The organism is Brevundimonas sp. GW821-FHT09G01 (assembly GCF_059416065.1).
Genome location: NZ_JBWKOL010000001.1, coordinates 765,085 through 782,746, shown reverse-complemented (window position 1 = coordinate 782,746; position 17,662 = coordinate 765,085). Strand labels below are relative to the sequence as shown.

At 68.8% G+C, this 17,662-nt stretch carries 21 protein-coding genes and 1 tRNA gene; 15 read left to right on the top strand and 7 right to left on the bottom strand.

What is annotated here, in order from left to right; translation table 11 throughout:
• Positions 1-36: 36 nt before the first annotated feature.
• Positions 37-465 carry a hypothetical protein gene (locus AC07NB_RS03870; RefSeq protein WP_492313028.1) on the top strand — a complete coding sequence of 143 codons (429 nt, stop codon included), beginning with the start codon at positions 37-39 and terminating at the stop codon, positions 463-465.
• Positions 466-643: 178 nt separating this feature from the next.
• On the top strand, positions 644-2,794 hold the full coding sequence (locus AC07NB_RS03865; protein WP_494570969.1) for a sodium-translocating pyrophosphatase: 2,151 nt from the start codon (positions 644-646) through the stop codon (positions 2,792-2,794).
• A 233-nt stretch (positions 2,795-3,027) separates the two neighbouring features.
• On the opposite strand, the gene bamE is transcribed toward AC07NB_RS03865, so the two are convergent.
• Complete coding sequence (bamE, locus tag AC07NB_RS03860; protein ID WP_494570968.1) at positions 3,028-3,504, bottom strand: outer membrane protein assembly factor BamE domain-containing protein; 477 nt, start codon at positions 3,502-3,504, stop codon at positions 3,028-3,030.
• Between the two features lie 87 nt (positions 3,505-3,591).
• Between bamE and AC07NB_RS03855 the strand changes: the two genes are divergently transcribed.
• The 7 genes from AC07NB_RS03855 (at position 3,592) to AC07NB_RS03825 (ending at position 7,720) form a co-directional block, all read left to right on the top strand.
• On the top strand, positions 3,592-4,122 hold the full coding sequence (locus AC07NB_RS03855; RefSeq protein ID WP_492313030.1) for a ubiquinol-cytochrome C chaperone family protein: 531 nt from the start codon (positions 3,592-3,594) through the stop codon (positions 4,120-4,122).
• The gene (locus AC07NB_RS03850; RefSeq protein WP_291837737.1) at positions 4,119-4,631 is read left to right on the top strand and encodes a YceD family protein; all 513 of its coding nucleotides are present in this window, start codon (positions 4,119-4,121) and stop codon (positions 4,629-4,631) included. The genes AC07NB_RS03855 and AC07NB_RS03850 overlap by 4 nt, the downstream gene beginning before the upstream one ends.
• A 126-nt stretch (positions 4,632-4,757) precedes the next feature.
• A complete protein-coding gene (gene plsX / locus AC07NB_RS03845) occupies positions 4,758-5,804 on the top strand; it encodes a phosphate acyltransferase PlsX (RefSeq protein WP_494570998.1) in 1,047 nt (348 codons plus the stop codon).
• Positions 5,801-6,778: a beta-ketoacyl-ACP synthase III gene (locus AC07NB_RS03840; RefSeq protein ID WP_291837743.1), complete on the top strand. Its 978-nt coding sequence runs from the start codon at positions 5,801-5,803 to the stop codon at positions 6,776-6,778. Before plsX ends, AC07NB_RS03840 begins: the two co-directional genes overlap by 4 nt.
• A gap of 73 nt (positions 6,779-6,851) precedes the next feature.
• A complete protein-coding gene (locus tag AC07NB_RS03835) occupies positions 6,852-7,154 on the top strand; it encodes an integration host factor subunit alpha (RefSeq protein ID WP_291837746.1) in 303 nt (100 codons plus the stop codon).
• Between the two features lie 8 nt (positions 7,155-7,162).
• Entirely contained in the window at positions 7,163-7,588 is a 426-nt protein-coding gene (locus tag AC07NB_RS03830; RefSeq protein ID WP_291837748.1) for a MerR family transcriptional regulator, read from the top strand.
• A 55-nt stretch (positions 7,589-7,643) separates the two neighbouring features.
• A tRNA-Pro gene (locus AC07NB_RS03825) sits at positions 7,644-7,720 on the top strand.
• A 68-nt stretch (positions 7,721-7,788) separates the two neighbouring features.
• On the opposite strand, the gene AC07NB_RS03820 is transcribed toward AC07NB_RS03825, so the two are convergent.
• Both AC07NB_RS03820 and AC07NB_RS03815 read right to left on the bottom strand, forming a co-directional pair.
• Positions 7,789-7,989 carry a DUF2842 domain-containing protein gene (locus tag AC07NB_RS03820; protein WP_494570967.1) on the bottom strand — a complete coding sequence of 67 codons (201 nt, stop codon included), beginning with the start codon at positions 7,987-7,989 and terminating at the stop codon, positions 7,789-7,791.
• Positions 7,989-8,240 carry a transglycosylase gene (locus tag AC07NB_RS03815; protein ID WP_291837753.1) on the bottom strand — a complete coding sequence of 84 codons (252 nt, stop codon included), beginning with the start codon at positions 8,238-8,240 and terminating at the stop codon, positions 7,989-7,991. The genes AC07NB_RS03820 and AC07NB_RS03815 overlap by 1 nt, the downstream gene beginning before the upstream one ends.
• Positions 8,241-8,377: 137 nt before the next feature.
• On the opposite strand from AC07NB_RS03815, the gene AC07NB_RS03810 reads away from it, so the two are divergent.
• The gene (locus AC07NB_RS03810) at positions 8,378-9,448 is read left to right on the top strand and encodes a COX15/CtaA family protein (RefSeq protein WP_494570966.1); all 1,071 of its coding nucleotides are present in this window, start codon (positions 8,378-8,380) and stop codon (positions 9,446-9,448) included.
• Here the strand turns inward: AC07NB_RS03810 and AC07NB_RS03805 are convergent, their stop codons facing one another.
• Entirely contained in the window at positions 9,449-10,861 is a 1,413-nt protein-coding gene (locus AC07NB_RS03805) for an alkaline phosphatase PhoX (protein WP_494570965.1), read from the bottom strand.
• 304 nt (positions 10,862-11,165) lie between these two features.
• On the opposite strand from AC07NB_RS03805, the gene rplM reads away from it, so the two are divergent.
• The 5 genes from rplM to msrB all read left to right on the top strand — a co-directional run bounded on the left by rplM (position 11,166) and on the right by msrB (position 14,057).
• A complete protein-coding gene (gene rplM / locus AC07NB_RS03800) occupies positions 11,166-11,642 on the top strand; it encodes a 50S ribosomal protein L13 (protein ID WP_291840623.1) in 477 nt (158 codons plus the stop codon).
• 2 nt (positions 11,643-11,644) lie between these two features.
• Positions 11,645-12,139: a 30S ribosomal protein S9 gene (rpsI, locus tag AC07NB_RS03795; RefSeq protein WP_291840627.1), complete on the top strand. Its 495-nt coding sequence runs from the start codon at positions 11,645-11,647 to the stop codon at positions 12,137-12,139.
• A gap of 79 nt (positions 12,140-12,218) precedes the next feature.
• Positions 12,219-12,587: a hypothetical protein gene (locus AC07NB_RS03790; protein ID WP_291840630.1), complete on the top strand. Its 369-nt coding sequence runs from the start codon at positions 12,219-12,221 to the stop codon at positions 12,585-12,587.
• Positions 12,584-13,516 (top strand): N-acetyl-gamma-glutamyl-phosphate reductase, encoded by a 933-nt coding sequence (gene argC, locus AC07NB_RS03785; RefSeq protein ID WP_291840633.1) that lies wholly within the window; start codon positions 12,584-12,586, stop codon positions 13,514-13,516. Before AC07NB_RS03790 ends, argC begins: the two co-directional genes overlap by 4 nt.
• 49 nt (positions 13,517-13,565) lie before the next feature.
• Positions 13,566-14,057 carry a peptide-methionine (R)-S-oxide reductase MsrB gene (gene msrB / locus AC07NB_RS03780; protein ID WP_291840634.1) on the top strand — a complete coding sequence of 164 codons (492 nt, stop codon included), beginning with the start codon at positions 13,566-13,568 and terminating at the stop codon, positions 14,055-14,057.
• Here msrB and AC07NB_RS03775 read toward each other — a convergent pair.
• The 3 genes from AC07NB_RS03775 to phaC are packed head-to-tail and all read right to left on the bottom strand — an operon-like array spanning position 14,054 to position 17,611.
• Complete coding sequence (locus AC07NB_RS03775) at positions 14,054-15,214, bottom strand: serine hydrolase domain-containing protein (protein WP_494570964.1); 1,161 nt, start codon at positions 15,212-15,214, stop codon at positions 14,054-14,056. The genes msrB and AC07NB_RS03775 overlap by 4 nt on opposite strands.
• Before the next feature lie 31 nt (positions 15,215-15,245).
• Positions 15,246-15,626, bottom strand: a complete 381-nt coding sequence (locus tag AC07NB_RS03770) for a hypothetical protein (protein WP_494570963.1) — start codon at positions 15,624-15,626, stop codon at positions 15,246-15,248.
• Entirely contained in the window at positions 15,623-17,611 is a 1,989-nt protein-coding gene (phaC, locus tag AC07NB_RS03765; protein WP_494570962.1) for a class I poly(R)-hydroxyalkanoic acid synthase, read from the bottom strand. Before phaC ends, AC07NB_RS03770 begins: the two co-directional genes overlap by 4 nt.
• Positions 17,612-17,662 lie beyond the last annotated feature (51 nt).

The window sequence follows — 17,662 nt, the reverse complement described above, 5'->3', positions numbered from 1 at the left end:
AACGAAATCTCAAGGCGTCTGGGGCAGGGTGTCCCCATGCGCCGTCGTGACCTCCTCTCTGCCGCCGCCGTCCTGCCCGCCGCGGCTGTCGCCTCGACGGCCGCCGCCGGCGACGCCCCCCGCTCGTCCGGCGGAGCGACGGTCAACATCTCGGGTGTCGGACTGCCGGTCATCGCCGAAGGCCGGCTGCGCAACTACGTCTTCGTCTCCATGCGCCTGCACCTGGGCGGTTCGGCCACCGTGGAATCGATGCGCGGCAAGGAGGCCTACCTCCGCGACGCCCTGGTCCGCGCCGGTCACCGCACGCCCTTCATCGTGCCCAACGACTGGACCCGCATCGACACTGACCTGATGTCGGCCAGCCTGATGCGCGCCGCCGCCGCCATCGTCGGACGCGGCTCGATCGCGCGCGTCGAGATCATCAGCCAGGCCCCGCGCTGGCGGACCGGCCTGCGGGCCGGCTGAACACCGTTCACCATCCCCTGTTGCGTCACTCCGACGCATTTGGCACGCTTCCTCCGTTATCCCGAGTGGTCGCCCCTGACGCGACCGTTGCGCACGGGGGGACCGGAAGGCGGAGAGAGGCGAAAACGCCCGCCGCGCCAAGGGTCCGGGCGCCCTACACACAGGGTTTGGAAACGCCATGTCTAACTATCTGTGGCTTGTCATAGCCGCGGGCGGTCTCGGAATTCTCTACGGAGCGATCCAGACGGCCGCCTTGATGAAAGCTCCCACCGGCAACGACCGCATGCGCGAGATCGCGGCCGCCATCCAGGAGGGGGCCTCCGCCTATCTGCGCCGCCAGTACATGACCATCGGCGCCGTCGGCGTCGTCATCCTGATCGCCGCCTACCTGCTGATCGGCCAATGGGCCGCCCTCGGCTTCCTGATCGGCGCCGTGCTTTCGGGCGCGGCCGGGTTCGCCGGCATGCTGATCTCGGTCCGGGCCAACGTCCGCACCGCCCAGGCGGCCTCCGAGAGCCTGTCCAAGGGGCTGGACCTCGCCTTCCGCTCGGGAGCCATCACCGGCATGTTCGTGGCCGGCGGCGCCCTGCTGGGCGTGGCGGGCTACTACGCCTTCCTGACCGCCGGGCTCGGGCTCGAGAACACCAGCCGCGAGGTCATCGACGGCCTAGTCGCGCTGGGCTTCGGCGCCTCGCTGATCTCCATCTTCGCGCGACTGGGCGGCGGCATCTTCACCAAGGGCGCCGACGTCGGCGGCGACATGGTGGGCAAGGTCGAGGCCGGCATCCCCGAGGATGACCCCCGCAACGCCGCCACCATCGCCGACAACGTGGGCGACAACGTCGGCGACTGCGCCGGCATGGCCGCCGACCTGTTCGAGACCTACGCCGTCTCGACCGTGGCGACGATGGTGCTGGCCGCCATCTTCTTCCGCGGCACGGAGTACGTCGGCGCGATGATGCTGCTGCCGCTGGCCATCTGCGCCATCTGCATCGTCACCTCGATCATCGGCAGCTTCTTCGTCCGCCTGGGCAAGAGCCAGAACATCATGGGCGCCCTCTATCAGGGCCTCATCGTCACCGGCGTCCTGTCGATCGGCGCGGTCTGGTGGATCATCGACCAGGTGGCTCCGGCCACGGTCACCACCTCGGGCGGGCTGGTCATCACCTCGATGCAGCTGTTCTGGTCCGGCGTGGTCGGCCTGGTCGTCACCGCCGCCATCGTGGTCATCACCGAATACTACACCGGCTCCAACTTCCGTCCGGTCCGTTCGGTGGCCAACGCCTCCGTCTCGGGCCACGGCACCAATGTGATCCAGGGCCTGGCCGTTTCGCTGGAGGCCACCGCGCTTCCGGCCCTGGCCATCATCGTCGGCATCGTCGTCAGCTTCCAGCTGGCGGGCCTGTTCGGCATCGCCATCGCCACCACGACCATGCTGGGCGTGGCGGGGATGATCGTCGCGCTGGACGCCTTCGGTCCGGTCACCGACAACGCCGGCGGCATCGCCGAGATGGCGGGCCTTCCGCCGGAAGTGCGCCACTCGACCGACGCCCTGGACGCGGTGGGCAACACCACCAAGGCCGTGACCAAGGGCTACGCCATCGGTTCGGCCGGCCTGGGCGCCCTGGTGCTGTTCGCCGCCTATACCGAGGACCTGAAATACTTCGCCGAGACCGCCCTGCCGGGCAGCTTCTTCGAAGGCCTCGGTACGGTCGCCTTCGACCTGACCAACCCCTATGTCGTGGTCGGCCTGCTGTTCGGGGGGCTGTTGCCCTTCCTGTTCGGCGGCATGTCGATGACCGCCGTGGGCCGGGCGGCCGAATCGGTCGTCGCCGAGGTGCGCCGTCAGTTCCGCGAGAACCCGGGCATCATGACCGGCGAGGTGAAGCCCGAATACGGCAAGGCGGTCGACATCCTGACCTCGGCGGCGATCAAGGAGATGATCGTGCCGTCGCTGCTGCCGGTGCTGTCGCCGATCGTGCTGTTCGTCGTCGTGCTGTTCATCCAGCCGGAGAAGGCCAACGCCTTCGCCGCCCTGGGCGCCATGCTGATGGGCGTCATCGTGACCGGCCTGTTCGTGGCCATCTCGATGACCTCGGGCGGCGGCGCCTGGGACAACGCCAAGAAGGTCATCGAAGAGGGCTTCACCGACAAGAACGGCGTGGTCCACGGCAAGGGGTCGGAGGCTCACAAGGCCGCCGTCACCGGCGACACGGTGGGCGATCCCTACAAGGACACCTCCGGTCCGGCGGTGAACCCGATGATCAAGATCACCAACATCGTCGCCCTGCTTCTGCTGGCGGTGCTGGCGAGCGGGAAGATCGGCTAACGGTGGGGGTGGCGTCGGTTACGGCGTCACCCCTTTTGCCGCCGGTGGCCGGCAAGTGGTGAGTGGTTGGTGATTAGTGGCTCGATGCCGCCGGCAGGAGGCCCTCTGACGAAGAACCTTCTCCGGCCCAGCCACTAATCACTAACCACTAACTTGGCGCCACAACGAGAAACGCCCCGGAGAGCCATCTCCGGGGCGTTTCGGTGAGCAGAGAGCGCTGTAGACGCCGAACCCTAGTCCGGGCGGCGCTGGCCCGGGGCGTCTTCCTCGGTGCGGGGCAGCTGGCCGCGGGCGACGTTGCCCAGCAGCTGCTCCAGGATGGTCAGCTGACGGCCGCGGGTCGGGGTCTCGCGACCGTTCATCGAGATGCGCTCGCCGTCGTCGAGGCCCAGGGTGCGCACGCCCGCGACCTGGCCGCCGGCGTTGAAAGTGATCTCGGTCACGCTGCGCTGGGTCACCTGCGGGCGGTTGTAGGTGTATTTCTCGGTCGTCTGGCTGACGTAGTACCAGATCGTGTCGCTCTCGAAGGCCGAGGTCGTCGACGGCGAGCCCAGCTTGGTCAGCACCGTCTGGCGCGTGTCCGTGCCGGCGACGATGTCGGTGGGCTTGGCGTCGATGGCCTGGAAGCCGTTCTGGCCCACGACGGGGGCACAGGCCGCGGTCAGCGCGGCGAGCGACAGAGCGGCGATCAGGAGTTTCGTACGGAGCATTTGCGGGGCCTGCGACAGAACAAGGTCTTTGACCTAACCGGACCCGAGCCTTAGTTCAACGGCGCGGCGGAAAAGGGGCCGTGAAACATGCTGCAGAATCTCTTCCGAACCCTCCGCCGCGAACGCTTCGGCGACGGGCTTTATGAAATCGCCGTCCGTCAGGCCCGCGACCCGCGCTTCTACACCGCGCTGGGCGTTGCGGACCGCATCGACGCGCGGTTCGAGCTGTACACCCTGCACGTCCTGCTGCTGACCATGCGGCTGAAGGACGAGGGGACCGAGCGCGGCGGCGACGCCGGCCAGCAGCTGTTCGACACCTATGTGTCGGCGCTGGACCACACCCTGCGGGAGCTGGGCGTCGGCGACATCTCGGTCGGCAAGAAGATGCGCAAGCTGGGCGAGTCGCTCTACGGGCGCATGACCACCTATGAGCAGCCGCTGCGGGACGGGGACGCCGATACGCTGGCGGCCGGCCTGGCGCGCAATGTGCTGGAAAGCGAGACGCCCGCCGACGGGGCGGCCCTGGCGGCCTATGCCCTGTCCAGCCGCGCCCGGCTGGCGGCCCAGCCGTTCGACGACGTTCTGAAAGCCCCCGCGTGGGCGGAGGTGAAGGCATGAGCACTCCCCAGCTGCCCTACAGCGAGCCTGTCCGCCTGCACCAGATCGGGTCCGGCGTGAAACGCACCCTGACGCCCGACGCCGCCGCCCGCGCCCGAATCGCCCGGGCGCTGGACCTGGCGTCGCTGGACGCGGTCGAGGCCGAGGTGAACCTGGTGCCCACCGCCGCGGGCTGGACCCTGTCCGGGCGCGTCCGGGCCGAGCTGGCCCAGACCTGCGGAATCACCCTGGAGCCGCTGCCGCTGACGATCGACGAGGCCTTCTCGGTCCAGCTGGCCGAGCCGGTGGACGAGGAATCCGACGAGATCATCATCACGCTGGAGGACGAATCGCCCGACGTGGTCGAGGACGGCCAGATCGATCTGGGCCAGTACGTCGTGGAACAGCTGGCCCTGCATCTGGACCCATTCCCCCGCAAGCCGGGCGCGGAGTTCGTCCAGCCGCCGGAACCCACCGAAATCTCGCCTTTCGCGGTCCTGAAGCAACTTCGGCCCTCCGACGAAGGTTGACGCCGGGTCCACCTGGTTGCATCCCCCTTGTGCGGCGTTATCGTCGCCGCCTGACCAGCGCCGCTAACGTCGGCGCGACGGAGTCGAAACGGCTTGCCATCCCCCATTCTGATCTCGCTTGACGCCATGGGCGGGGATCACGGCCCGCCGGTCGTGGTCGGCGGCATATGCGACTACCGCACGCGGCACGGCGGCGAGGGCGTGCGCTTCCTCCTGAACGGCGACGAGGCCGCGATCCGCGCCGAAATGGCCCGCTGCGGCCTGGGCGACGACATCTGCGACGTCCGCCACACAGACAAGGTCGTGGCCATGGACGAGAAGCCCGCCACGGCGATGCGCCGCGGCAAGGGCTCCAGCCTGTGGAACGCCATCGAGGCGGTGAAGACCGGGGAGGCCGCCGCTATCGTCTCGGCCGGCAACACCGGCGCCCTGATGGCCATCTCCAAACTGATCCTGCGCATGTCCGCGCCGGGCCTTGAACGTCCCGCCATCGTCGCCAGCTGGCCGACCTTCCGGGGCGTCACAGCCGTGCTGGACGTCGGCGCCAACGTCGAGAGCGACGCAGCCCAGCTGGTCGAGTTCGCCATCATGGGCGAGGCCTTCATGACCGCCGTGCACGGGGTCGCCAGCCCTACCGTCGGCATTCTGAACGTCGGGTCCGAGGACATGAAGGGCCACGAGGAGGTCCGCGAGGCCGCGCGCCTGTTACGCGAGGGCGGCTTTGGTCTGGCCTATCACGGCTTCGTCGAGGGCGACGACATCGCCAAGGGCACGGTCGATGTGGTCGTCACCGACGGCTTCACCGGCAACATCGCCCTGAAGACCGCCGAGGGCGTGGCCAAATTCATCGGCGCCCTGACCCGCGAGGCCCTGACCTCCAGCCTGATGGCCAAGGCCGGGGCGGCGCTGGCCTATCCGGCGCTGAAGAAGATGAGCGCCAAGATCGATCCCAACGCCATCAACGGCGGCCCGCTGCTGGGCCTGAACGGCATTGTGGTGAAGAGCCACGGCGGCGCGACCGCGGGCGGCTTCGGCGCCGCGATCCGCATCGCTGTCGATCTGGCGCGCAGTGACTATATGACCAAGGTCGGGGCCAGCCTGCAGAAGCTGACCGCCGTACTGGAACAGCCGCCCGCGCAGCCTTCGGACGCGGCCATGGAGACTACCAAGTGAGCGTCATGCGAAGCGCCGTGACCGGCGTCGGTTCGTATCTTCCGGAACAGATCGTCACCAACGCCGATCTGGCCGCCATCGTGGACACCTCGGACGAGTGGATCCAGGAGCGGACCGGCATCAAGCAGCGGCACAAGGCGCGCGATGACGAGCCCACCAGCGATCTGGCGGTCGAGGCCGCCCGTCGCGCCCTGATCGATGCGGGCAAGACGGCCGCGGACGTGGACCTCATCGTGGTGGCGACCACCACCCCGGACATGACCTTCCCGGCCACGGCCTCGATCGTGCAGCGCAAGCTGGGCGCGCCCGTCGGCATCGCCTTCGATGTCCAGGCCGTGTGCTCGGGCTTCGTCTATGCGCTCAGCGTCGCCGACGGCTTCGTGGCCCGGGGCCTGGCCAAATGCGCCCTGGTGATCGGCGCCGAGGAGATGACCCGCCTGCTGGACTGGAATGACCGGTCCACCTGCGTGCTGTTCGGCGACGGCGCCGGCGCCGTGGTGGTCGAGCCGCGCGAAGGGCAGGGGACCAAGGCCGATCAGGGACTGCTGGGCTTCGCCCTGCGCTGCGACGGCTCCAAGACCGACCTGCTGTATGTGGACGGCGGCCCGGCCACGACCGGCTCGGTCGGGCATCTGCGCATGGCGGGCAATCAGGTGTTCCGCCACGCGGTCATCAATATCGCGGAGGCCATCACCGCCGCCTGCGAAGCCTCAGGCATCGAGGTGCCCGAGGTCGACTGGTTCGTGCCGCACCAGGCCAACCAGCGCATCATCCGCGGCGTCGGCGACCGGTTGGGTCTGGACGAGGAGAAGGTCATCTCGACCGTCGCCACCCACGCCAACACCTCGGCCGCCTCCATCCCCCTGGCGCTGGACGCCGCCATCAAGGACGGGCGCATCAAGCGCGGTGATCTGGTGGTCATGGAGGCCATGGGCGGAGGCCTGACCTGGGGCGCCTGCGCGATTCGTCTGTAAAGCGCATTTCGCCTTTTCATTTCAGGGCGCTTGCCCTTTTATGCGACCCACTGACGATTGAGGGGAGTGACCGGTGACGCAGACCCTGACGCGGGCCGATCTTTGCGAGGCTGTCCACGAGGAAGTGGGCCTTTCGCGGCAGGAATGCTCCCAGATGGTCGAGCGCACCCTCGAACTGATCGTCGAGTCGCTGGAGCGCGGCGAGACCGTCAAGCTGTCCGGCTTCGGCGTCTTCCAGGTTCGCGAGAAGCGCGCCCGCATGGGCCGCAATCCCAAGACCGGCGAACCGGCGGCGATCAACCCGCGCCGGGTGATCAGCTTCCGCGCCTCGCAGATCATGAAGGGCCGGGTGCACGACGCTGTCGTGACCGCCTGATCTGACGCATGGCCAAGAGCCCTCAAGCGTTCCGGACGATCTCGGAGGCCGCCGACGAGGTCGGCGCGCCCCAGCACGTCCTGCGCTTCTGGGAGACCAAATTCACCTTTGTCGCGCCGTTGAAGCGCGCGGGCGGCCGCCGGTTCTACCGTCCGCAGGACATCGTGCTGCTGAAGGCCGTCAAGCGGCTGCTGCATGACGAGGGCCTGACCATCAAGGGCGTGCAGCGCCTGTTCCGCGAACAGGGGCTCAAGCGCATCGCCGCCTGGGGCGACCCCGAAGGCCTGGTGGCGTTCGAGCCCGAGGGCGCGACGCCGGAGCCCGCGCCCGCGCCGGCGCCCGCCGCCGTATCGTCGGTCCGGCTGCGTCAGGTTCTGGCGGAACTGGAAGGCGCGCGCGCTCGTCTGGAAGCCGCCCTGTCGCGATCCGCCTGAAGACCTCTTTTTTGGGTTTGCGCGCGGCGCGACCCCGTCTATAGGGAGCGCCTCTCGGAGCGTGGCGCAGCCTGGTAGCGCACTTGACTGGGGGTCAAGGGGTCGCAGGTTCGAATCCTGTCGCTCCGACCATTTTCGAAAGAAAATCGGTTGGTTGAAGGGGTCGTCTTCGGACGGCCCCTTCGCAATTCCGGCCTGCGTCAGTCCTTGCCGCTCTCGACCCATTTGAACAGCGGATACAGCGGCACGCCCCAGCCGATGCCGCCGACGGCGAAGAACAGCAGGTCCAGCAGCATGTTGGGGCCGAACAGGCCGCGCAGGGCGATGACGCCCCAGATCCACACGACCAGGAAGACCAGCACGGCGATCATGGCGATGAAGCGCCGGGTGCGGCCGCCCATCAGCGCTTGCTGCGGAACAGGAAGAAGGCGGCCAGGGCCACGGCCGAGGCGATCATCGACCACAGGACCCAGCCCCACTGGTCCATGGTCGAGACGGCGAAGACGCGGACGGCCAGGAAGGCGCCCGCGATCGCGCCGACGCCCGAGACCAGCCCGGTCGCGAACAGGCCGCGGCGGCCAGTGAGCAGATCGGCCAGCCAGGCCAGCACGAAGGCGCCGAGAACGGCGGTGACGATGTCGGCGTACTGCAAACGGCCTCTCCAGCATGCGGCGACAGGGCGCCGAAAAGCGACTCGATCTCGCCCTCATGCGCGGGCATACCGCACAGGTCCGGGCGCGGCGAGTAGCGCGCGAGCGGCAGTGTAACGGGCGGAACGGCAGGCGTCGAATGAAGCGTTTGGGCGGTGGCGATCAAAGCCGGTCGGTGGCGATCTGGCTGTGGGCGGTGGCGGCGTTGGTCTTCGTCATGGTCGTGGTGGGCGGCGTGACCCGCCTGACCGGCTCGGGCCTGTCGATCACCGAGTGGAAGCCGATCATGGGCGCCCTGCCGCCGATGAACCACGCCCAGTGGATGGACGCCTTCGAGAAGTACAAGGCCATCCCGCAATACCAGCAGATCAACGCCGGGATGAGCCTGGCCGAGTTCCAGGGCATCTTCTTCTGGGAGTGGCTCCACCGCCTGCTGGGGCGGCTGATCGGGGTGGCCTTCGCCGTGCCGTTCGCGGTCCTGCTGCTGATGCGCAAGGTGCAGCGCCGGCTGATCTCGCGCTGCGTGGTCCTGCTGGGGCTGGGCGGGCTGCAGGGGCTGATCGGCTGGTGGATGGTGACCAGCGGCCTGAGCGAGCGGGTCGACGTGGCCCCCGAGCGCCTGGCGACCCACCTGGGCCTCGCCCTCATCATCTTCATGGGCCTGATCTGGACCGGGCTGGAGGCCTGGAACGGCGAGGAGCGTTCGCGCTCGCCGGGAGGCTGGAGCCGCGGCGCGGCCATTCTGCTCGGCGCGGTCTTCATCCAGTGCCTGCTGGGCGGGCTGGTGGCCGGGGCCAAGGCGGGGTTCGTCTACACCGACTGGCCGCTGATGAACGGCGCGGTCTTCCCGCCGGTCGAGTGGGGCAAGGGGGCGCTGGCCTTCCTGCACGACCAGGCGCTGGTCCAGTTCAATCACCGCATCTGGGCCTACGGCCTGCTGATCGGCGGCACGGTCTATGCGGTGCAGGCGTGGCGCTGGCGGCTGGCCGAGGGGCTGGGCGCGAGCGGCTTTGTCGTCGCCGCCGCCGTGTGGCTGCAGGCCCTGCTGGGCGTCGTCACCCTGATGCACGCCGTGCCCCTGTGGCTGGGCGCCCTGCATCAGGCGGGGGCGGCGCTGGTGCTGGCGACGGCGACCGTGAACCTGTGGCTGGTCCGCCGGTCGCAGCCGCGGCTGTTCGTGTCGGGTCCGAGGTCGCGCGGGCTGTTCTGACTACACCCGCACCGTATCCCAGGGCCCCGTGATCGCCAGGGTCACGCCCGGGTACTGGATGTTGACGAACAGCACCTCGCCGTCCGGCGAGAAGACGCAGCCGCAGAGCTCTGAGTTGCCCTGGAAGACATTGCGGCCCAGCGTGTAGAGCTTGCCGTCCGGGGTCACGCCCTTCAGGTGGTTGCGGATCGCCGCGGAATAGTTGTCCTCGCACACGATCAGGTGGCCCCAGGGCGCGACCGTCAGGTTGTCGGCCATGTTCATGGCCTTTTCGTCCAGGCTCTCGACGAACAGCTGGATGCGGCCGGGGCGGGCGCGTTCGCCGTCCTGTCCCTCGTCGGGCGAGGGGACGTAGCGCAGGATCTGGCCGCGCTCGATCGGGCCGCCCGAGGTGGCGGTCAGATACAGTTCGTTGTCGCCCCAGTGGATGCCTTCGCCGCGCGCCACCAGCGCCGCGCCGTCGGCGTGGCCGCGCTTGCGCAGGTCGCCGTTGGGGCTTTCGACGTCGTCCAGATCGATCCAGTCGACCTCTTTCCAGTCGCCGACGCTCCAGAAGCGCGCGCCGTTGTGGTTGGCGGTGTCCGCGCCCGGGGCGCCGCGCACGACCATGGCCTGCAGCCGCCCGCCGTCGACCAGCTTGCCCGGGGTGGTCGGGATGAAGCGGTAGAAGAGGCCGTCGCCCTGGTCCTCGGTCTGGTAGAGGATGCCGGTGCGGGGGTCGACGCAGACCGCCTCGTGGTCGAAGCGGCCCATGGCCTTCAGCGGCACGGCCTGGACCAGGCCGTCGGCGTCGGCGGGCACCTCGAAGATGTAGCCGTGCGCCTTCATCACGTCGGCGGTGGCGGGCGTCTCCTCGGTCTCCTCGCAGGTCAGCCAGCTGCCCCAGGGGGTCATGCCGCCGCAGCAGTTGGTCGAGGTGCCGGCCAGGCTCATGAACTGGCGCACGGTCTCGCCGGTCTTGAGGTCGTAGACGACGGTGGTCGTGCCGCCGGGCAGGACCTGGCCGTTCTTGTAGGTGTCATAGGCCTTGGAGGCGTCGACCCGGCCCAGACGCTCCTGCCGGTAGCCGCCGGGGCCCCAGTTGCGGTGCGCCCGCGACGAGCCCTTGAGCTCGTGGTTTCGGACCAGCGCCACCTGCGTGCCGGACAGGGCGAAACAGCCCATGCCGTCGAACTGGCCGGGGACCAGCAGGCCGTCGTCCATGGTCTCGCCGCCTTGGGAGACGACGGTGTAGGAGAAGCCCTCGGGCAGGTCGAACAGGCCGTTCGGATCGGGCCGCAGCGGACCATAGCCCTCGACCTCGTTGACATAGGTCTCGGCGGTCGCCGCCTGGGCCGAGGCCTGACGGGCCAGGCCGGTGAAGGCGAGGGCGGCGGCGCCCGTGGTCAGGACGCCGCGACGGTCGATATGCATGGGGCCGGCACTCCGGTGACAGGAACTGCCGCGCTTATGCCGGGCGTCGGTCAGGGTTCTGTGACAGCGAGCGCGGCGGATCGTCCCGGCGGTCATCCGCGCCGACAAACGGCGGCAAAGGCCGCGCCTTGATGCGGTATTTTAATACCGTTTAAGTTTTCTCATTATTTTACAATGAGATGATGAGATGTGGGTGCACAGACCGGCATTGACCCCGCGCCGGGCTTCCTCTATCAGCGCGCCTTCCGTTCACCGGTCCCGCCGGAGAACACCCGTTTCGCCCGTCTCCCAAGGACTCCTCGTTATGCTGAAGAGCACTACGGCTTCGCTGAAGCCGGCCGAGGTCACGAAGAAATGGATCCACATCGACGCTGAAGGCGTCGTGGTGGGCCGTCTCGCGACCTTCATCGCCAACCGTCTGCGCGGCAAGCACCGCGGCGACTACACCCCGCACGTCGATTGCGGCGACTATGTCATCGTGACCAACGTCGACAAGGTCGTCTTCACCGGCAAGAAGAACACCGACAAGATCTACTACCGCCACACCGGTCACCCGGGCGGCGTCAAGTCGACGACCCCGGAGAAGGTTCTGGGCGGTCGCTTCCCCGAGCGCGTGCTCGAGAAGGCCGTCGAGCGCATGCTGCCGAAGGAAAGCCCGCTGGCCCGCAAGCAGATGACGCACCTGCGTCTGTTCGCCGGCGCCGCGCACAGCCACGAAGCCCAGTCGCCCGAGACGATCGACTTCGCGTCGGCCTCTCCCAAGAACACCCGGAGCGTCTGAGCATGACCGACGTCACCAACGACACCGCCACCGGCTTCGACGCCCTGAAGGGCCTCGGCACTCCGGGCGTGGGCGAAGAGCACCCCGTCTACGTCCAGAAGCTGGACGCCCAGGGCCGCGCCTACTCGACCGGCAAGCGCAAGAACGCGATCGCCCGCGTCTGGGTGAAGCCGGGCACCGGCAAGTTCACCATCAACGGCAAGGACCAGGAGCAGTACTTCGCTCGTCCGGTTCTGCGCATGATGATCGCCCAGCCGCTGGTCGTCACCGAGCGTGAAACCCAGTTCGACGTGGTCTGCACCGTCGAAGGTTCGGGCCTGTCGGGCCAGGCCGGCGCCATCCGCCACGGCCTGTCGCACGCCCTGACGCACTACGAGCCGGAACTGCGCAAGGTCCTGAAGCCGCACGGCTTCCTGACCCGCGACAGCCGCGTCGTCGAGCGCAAGAAGTACGGCCGCGCCAAGGCTCGCCGTTCGTTCCAGTTCTCGAAGCGCTAAGCCGTTTCATTACGGGTTGGATGGGGGCGCTTCGGGAAACCGGAGCGCCCTTTTTCTTTGGGACTCGCTGGAGAGCGCCATGTACGCCTTCCCCTCTGCAGACAGACTGGCTTTTCTAATCGAAGAGCCCGCGCGGCTGATTCAGATCGCCGTCAACGCGACCTCGTTGCGCTTCGTTTTCGACAACGGGTGTTATGTCGATGCCGGTTTGAACGTCGGCTATGTCAGGCCCGATGGCTCAAGCGTTGCGTACGACAAGGAATGGTTCGTCGAGAAGCCGATCGAATTCCATGCGCTGATCGACCAGAAAGCTGTTTCGGTGGAGGCAAGCGACCTCGAAATGCGGATCGGGTTCGGGAACGGCGCGGCGCTGCTTATCTACACTGACATCGGCCCCTATGAGGCGGTCGCCGTGATCAAGCGCGGCGGCCCGGAGTTCTATCTGTGACCCACACCATCTTCATCGACGGCGAGGCGGGCACCACGGGGCTCGAGATTCGCGAGCGGTTGGAAACGCGCCCGGATCTGGACTTGATCCTGCTGGGCGACCGCCGCCGGGACGTCGAGGCGCGGCGCGAGGCGCTGAACGGCGCCGACGCGGTGATCCTGTGCCTGCCCGACGACGCGGCCATCGAGGCGGTGTCGATGATCGAGAACCCTGCGGTGCGGGTGATCGACGCTTCGACCGCCTACCGGGTCGATCCCGACTGGACCTATGGCTTCGCCGAGATGGCGCCGGGCCAGCGCGAGGCCATCGCCGCCTCGACGCGGGTGTCGAACCCGGGCTGCTATCCGACCGGCCTGATCGGCCTGGTGCGTCCGCTGGTGTCGGCGGGGATCGTGCCGGCGGGCTGGCCGGTGACGGTCAATGCGGTCAGCGGCTACTCCGGCGGCGGCAAGGCCATGATCGCCGAGTTCGAGGGCGGCGGGGCCGAGGCCTATCGCGCCTATGGCCTGACGCTGAAGCACAAGCATGTACCGGAGATGACCAGGCATACCGGGCTGGAGCGCAAGGTGCTGTTCGCGCCCGCCGTCGGGTCGTACCGGCAGGGGATGCTGGTCGAGGTTCCGCTGCACCTGTCGGCCCTGCCGGGCTCGCCCTCCGTCGAGGTGGTGCACGGCGCCCTGGTCGAGGCCTATGCCGGTCAACGCTTCGTCGAAGTCGCCTCGCTGGAAGAGACCGAGGCCATGACCGGGATCGACCCGGAGGGGCTGAACGGCACCAACCGCATGCGGCTGCATGTGTTCGGCGACCGGGGGGGAGAGCAGGCGCGACTGGTGGCTCTGCTGGACAACCTCGGCAAGGGCGCGTCCGGCGCGGCGGTGCAGAACCTGAACCTGATGCTGGGACTGGATGAAGCCGCCGGGCTGACCTGACGTGGGGGAGGGGTTGCATCTGCGTCGGGCCTCCCGACGTATCAATGTCATGACCCAGACCCGCAGAGCCCTGTTCCTGACCGCCGGCGCGGCGGCGCTGAGCGCGTGCGCACCGGAAGTCGCCGATGCCTCGGAGGCGCAGTACGCCAACTCGCCCTTCCGGCGGATCACCGACGCCCAGTGGCGGGCGCGGCTGCCGGCGCTCAGCTATCAGGTGCTGCGCCATGAGGGCACCGAGCGGCCGGGGACCAGTCCGCTGAATGAGGAACACCGGCGCGGGACCTTCGTCTGCCGGGGTTGCGAACTGCCGCTGTTCCGCTCGGAGTGGAAGTTCGACAGCGGCACCGGCTGGCCCAGCTTCACCCGGGTGATGGCCGCCAATGTCGGGATCAAGCGGGACTATGCGCTGGGCATCCCGCGCACCGAATATCACTGCGCCCGCTGCCTGGGGCATCAGGGCCATGTGTTCGACGACGGCCCCGCGCCGACGGGCAAGCGCTACTGCAACAACGGCGTGTCGCTGATCTTCCAGCCCGCCTAGGTTTGCGGGGCGGCGTCCACCGCCTCGACCACCTGGCGGATGAAGGCGCGGCGGGCGGCGCTGTGGGCCCGGCCCGTGGCCTCCGGCCAGGCGGACAGCAGGACGATGACCAGCCGGCGCTCGGGATCGACGCGGATCGTCTGGCCGAAGATGCCGTAGGCGGCGAAGATCCCGTCGTCCTGGGTCCACCACTGGAAGCCGTAGCCCTCGCCGGGATCGCCGGTCTCGGCCTGTTTGGTCACGGCCTGGGCGAACCAATCGTCGGGAACGATGCGCTCGCCGCCCAGTTCGCCGCCGTCCAGCGCCATCAGGCCGATGCGGCCCCAGTCGCGCAGGGTGGCCGAGACGCAGCAGCCGCCCATCTCGCGCCCGCCCTGGTCCAGCGCCCAGAAGGCGTCCGCCTGCATGCCCGCGCGCGACCAGAGGCGCTCGGACAGAAGCTGGGCCAACGGACGACGCTCGGCGGCGGCGACCAGGGTTCCGATCAGATTGGTCTCGCCGGTGGAGTAGTTCCAGTGCGCGCCCGGAGGATGGGCGCGGGGCAGGCGGGCCATGTAGGTGACGACCGGATCGCGCCCGTCGAAGGCCGGTTCCTGCAGGAAGCGGGCGACGTCGGAGTTCGGATCCGAATAATCCTCGTCCCAGGCCACGCCCGAGGTCATGGTCAGCAGCTGGCGCACGGTCACGCCGTCATAGCCGCCGCCCGCCAGGCCCGGCAGATAGCGGGTGACGGGATCCTCCAGCGAGCCGATGGCGCCGCTCTTCAGCGCCGTCCCGACCAGGGTCGAGGTCAGGCTCTTGGTCATGGAGAAGGAGACCCAGTGGTTCTGCGGCCCGATGCCGAGGCCGTAGCGCTCCAGCCGAATGCGGCCGTCCTGGATGACCAGCACCCCGGCGACCTTTTCGGCCTGCATGTAGGCGGTGGGGTCCAGCGTGATCGGCGTCCCCGGAGGCAGGGCGCGCACGGGCGTGTCGCCGCGCCGGACGGGCGCGTGCGGCATGATGGTGTCCATGGTCCGGAAGGCCCGCTCGCGGTCCTCGGGCGCCCAGAACAGCACCCCGGCGGGGTTGGTCTCCGGCGTCGGCTGCTGGGCCGAGGCGGGCAGGGCGCCGGCGAGCAGGACGGCGGCGGCGAGGCAGGCTGCGAGACGGTTCATGCGCCAGCTTAGCAGGGCGGCCGCCGCTGCGTCAGCCCGCGCGCCGCGCCTTGATCGCCGACTCCGCCGTCACGCCGAAGATCACCGCGGCGATGATGACCGCCAGTCCGTAGTCGGGACCGGGGAAGAGCACCGGCAGCACGGCGATCGCCGTGACGATGGCCGGGAACAGGGCGGCCCAGACGGCCGTGCCGGGGCTGTCCGGATGGATCATCGGCGGGCGCGGCGGCTGACCCGTCATCTTCGCCAGTCGCGGACTCAGCAGAATGAAGCCGCCCGCGCAGATCACCGCCATCAGGACGTTGCGCAACTGGATCGGCTGGGGCTCGGTCAGGCTGGTGGTGAGCAGGACGAGCAGCAGGCTCAGGCCGGTGGAGACGGCCAGCAGCAGATTGGGTTCGAAACGCTTCAAGACTTCACTTTCACATAGGCCCCGGGGGCCGGTTCGACCGGCGTCAGCGGGCCCGTCTTCGGATCGCGGGCGGGGACCTGGCCGCCGGACCGCTCACGCAGCCACGCCGCCCAGTGGTTCCACCAGCTTCCGGGATGTTCCTCGGCCTGCGCCTGCCATTCGGCCAGGGTCGCGGGCAGGGCGGGGTTGATCCAGTGCTGGTACTTGTTGGCCGAGGGCGGATTGACCACCCCGGCGATGTGGCCCGATCCCGCCAGCGTCAGGGTCACGTCGGCGTTGGGGAAGGCCCTGGCCGAGCGGTAGACCGAGTTCATCGGCGCGATGTGGTCGTCGCGGCTGGCCTGGAAATAGAGCGGGATGGTCACCTTCGACAGGTCGATGGCCTGGCCGCCGATGCTGAAGTCGCCCTGGGTCAGGGCGTTCCTGCCGTACATGGAGCGCAGATAGTCCATGTGCAGGGCCTTGGGCATGCGCGTCTGGTCGGCGTTCCAGAACAGCAGGTCAAAGGCGGCCGGCGCCTTGCCCATCAGGTAGTTGCTGACGAAGAACGACCAGATCAGGTCGTTGGCGCGCAGGGCGTTGAAGGTCTCGGCCATGGCCGCGCCGGGCAGGACCCCGCCGGCGGCGTCCATCTGCTGCTCGATCTCGTTCAGCCAGTGGTCGTCGGTGAACAGCAGCAGGTCGCCCGCTTCGGCGAAGTCGTGCTGGGCGGCGAAGAAGGTGTTGGCCGAGACGCGCGCATCCTTGTTGGCCGCCATATGGGCCAGCGCCGCGCCCATCAGGGTCCCGCCGATGCAGTAGCCGACCGTGTTGACCGACTTGGCGCCCGACTGCTCCAGCACCTTCTCGATCGCACGATAGACGCCCTTCTGCAGATAGTCGTCGAAGCCGTAGCCGGCCTTGTCCCGGTCAGGATTGACCCAGGAGCAGACGAAAACAGTGAACCCCTGGGCCGACAGCCAGCGGATCATCGAGTTCTCGGGCTGCAGGTCCAGGATGTAGAATTTGTTGATCCAGGGCGGGAAGATCAGCAGCGGGATCTCATGCTGGGTCTCGGTCGCCGGGTCGTACTGCAGCAGTTCGAACAGGTCGTCGCGCCAGACCACCTGGCCGGGGGCGGTGGCGACGTTCACCCCGACCTCGAACTTGCCGTAGTCGGCCTGGCTGATCTTCAGCTTGCCCTGGCCGCGCTCCAGGTCGGCGGCGAAATTCTGCATCCCCTTGACCAGCGACTCGCCGTTGCTCTCGGCCAGGGCCTTGAGGGCGGCGGGGTTGGAGGCCAGGAAGTTGGACGGCGAGAAGGCGTCGGTCAGCAGCTTGGTGAAGAACTCGGCCCGGCGCTTGGTGCGCGGATCGACGTCCTCGACCGAGGACACCAGCCCGTTCATCCAGTCGGCGGTGACCAGATAGGACTGGCGCATGACGTCGAACATAGGGTTCTCGGACCAGGCCGGGTCCTTGAAGCGCTTGTCCTTCGACGGCGCAGCGGCGGGCTCCTCGCCCGCGGCCCGACGGGCCGACGACGCCCAAAGGTCCATGTAGCGGTTGAACAGGTCGGCCTGGGCGCTGAACAGCCGGTCGGGGCGCGAGGCTAGGCTGGACATCACCGAGGTCATGGCTGGGCCGACGTTGAACGGATCGGGCGACAGGGCGGCGGGCCGGTCCGCCTGGCTGAGCGCGGCCTCGGCGATGGCCGTCTGGGCCGTCATGGCGGCCTTGGCCAGGTTCAGGGACAGGGTCTCCAGCATCTCGCGCTGCTCGGCGCCGAACGGAGCGGCGGCGGGCCCCGGCTCGGGTTCGGGCGCGGCGGCCTCGGGGCGAGGCTGGGATTGCGGCGCGGGTTCCGGCTCCGGCGCGGCGGCCGCGGCCTTGGCGGCGCGGGGGCGGGGCGGCTTGGCCGAGGTCGGGCGGCCGGCGCGGCGCGGCGCCTTCACGGCCCCGGCGACGGGGGGCTCGGGCGGCGGGACGGTCGGGCGTCTGGCCATGCGGCGGTTCCTGCTGCGCGTCATTATTGGACGTAAAGGACTCGCGCCGCC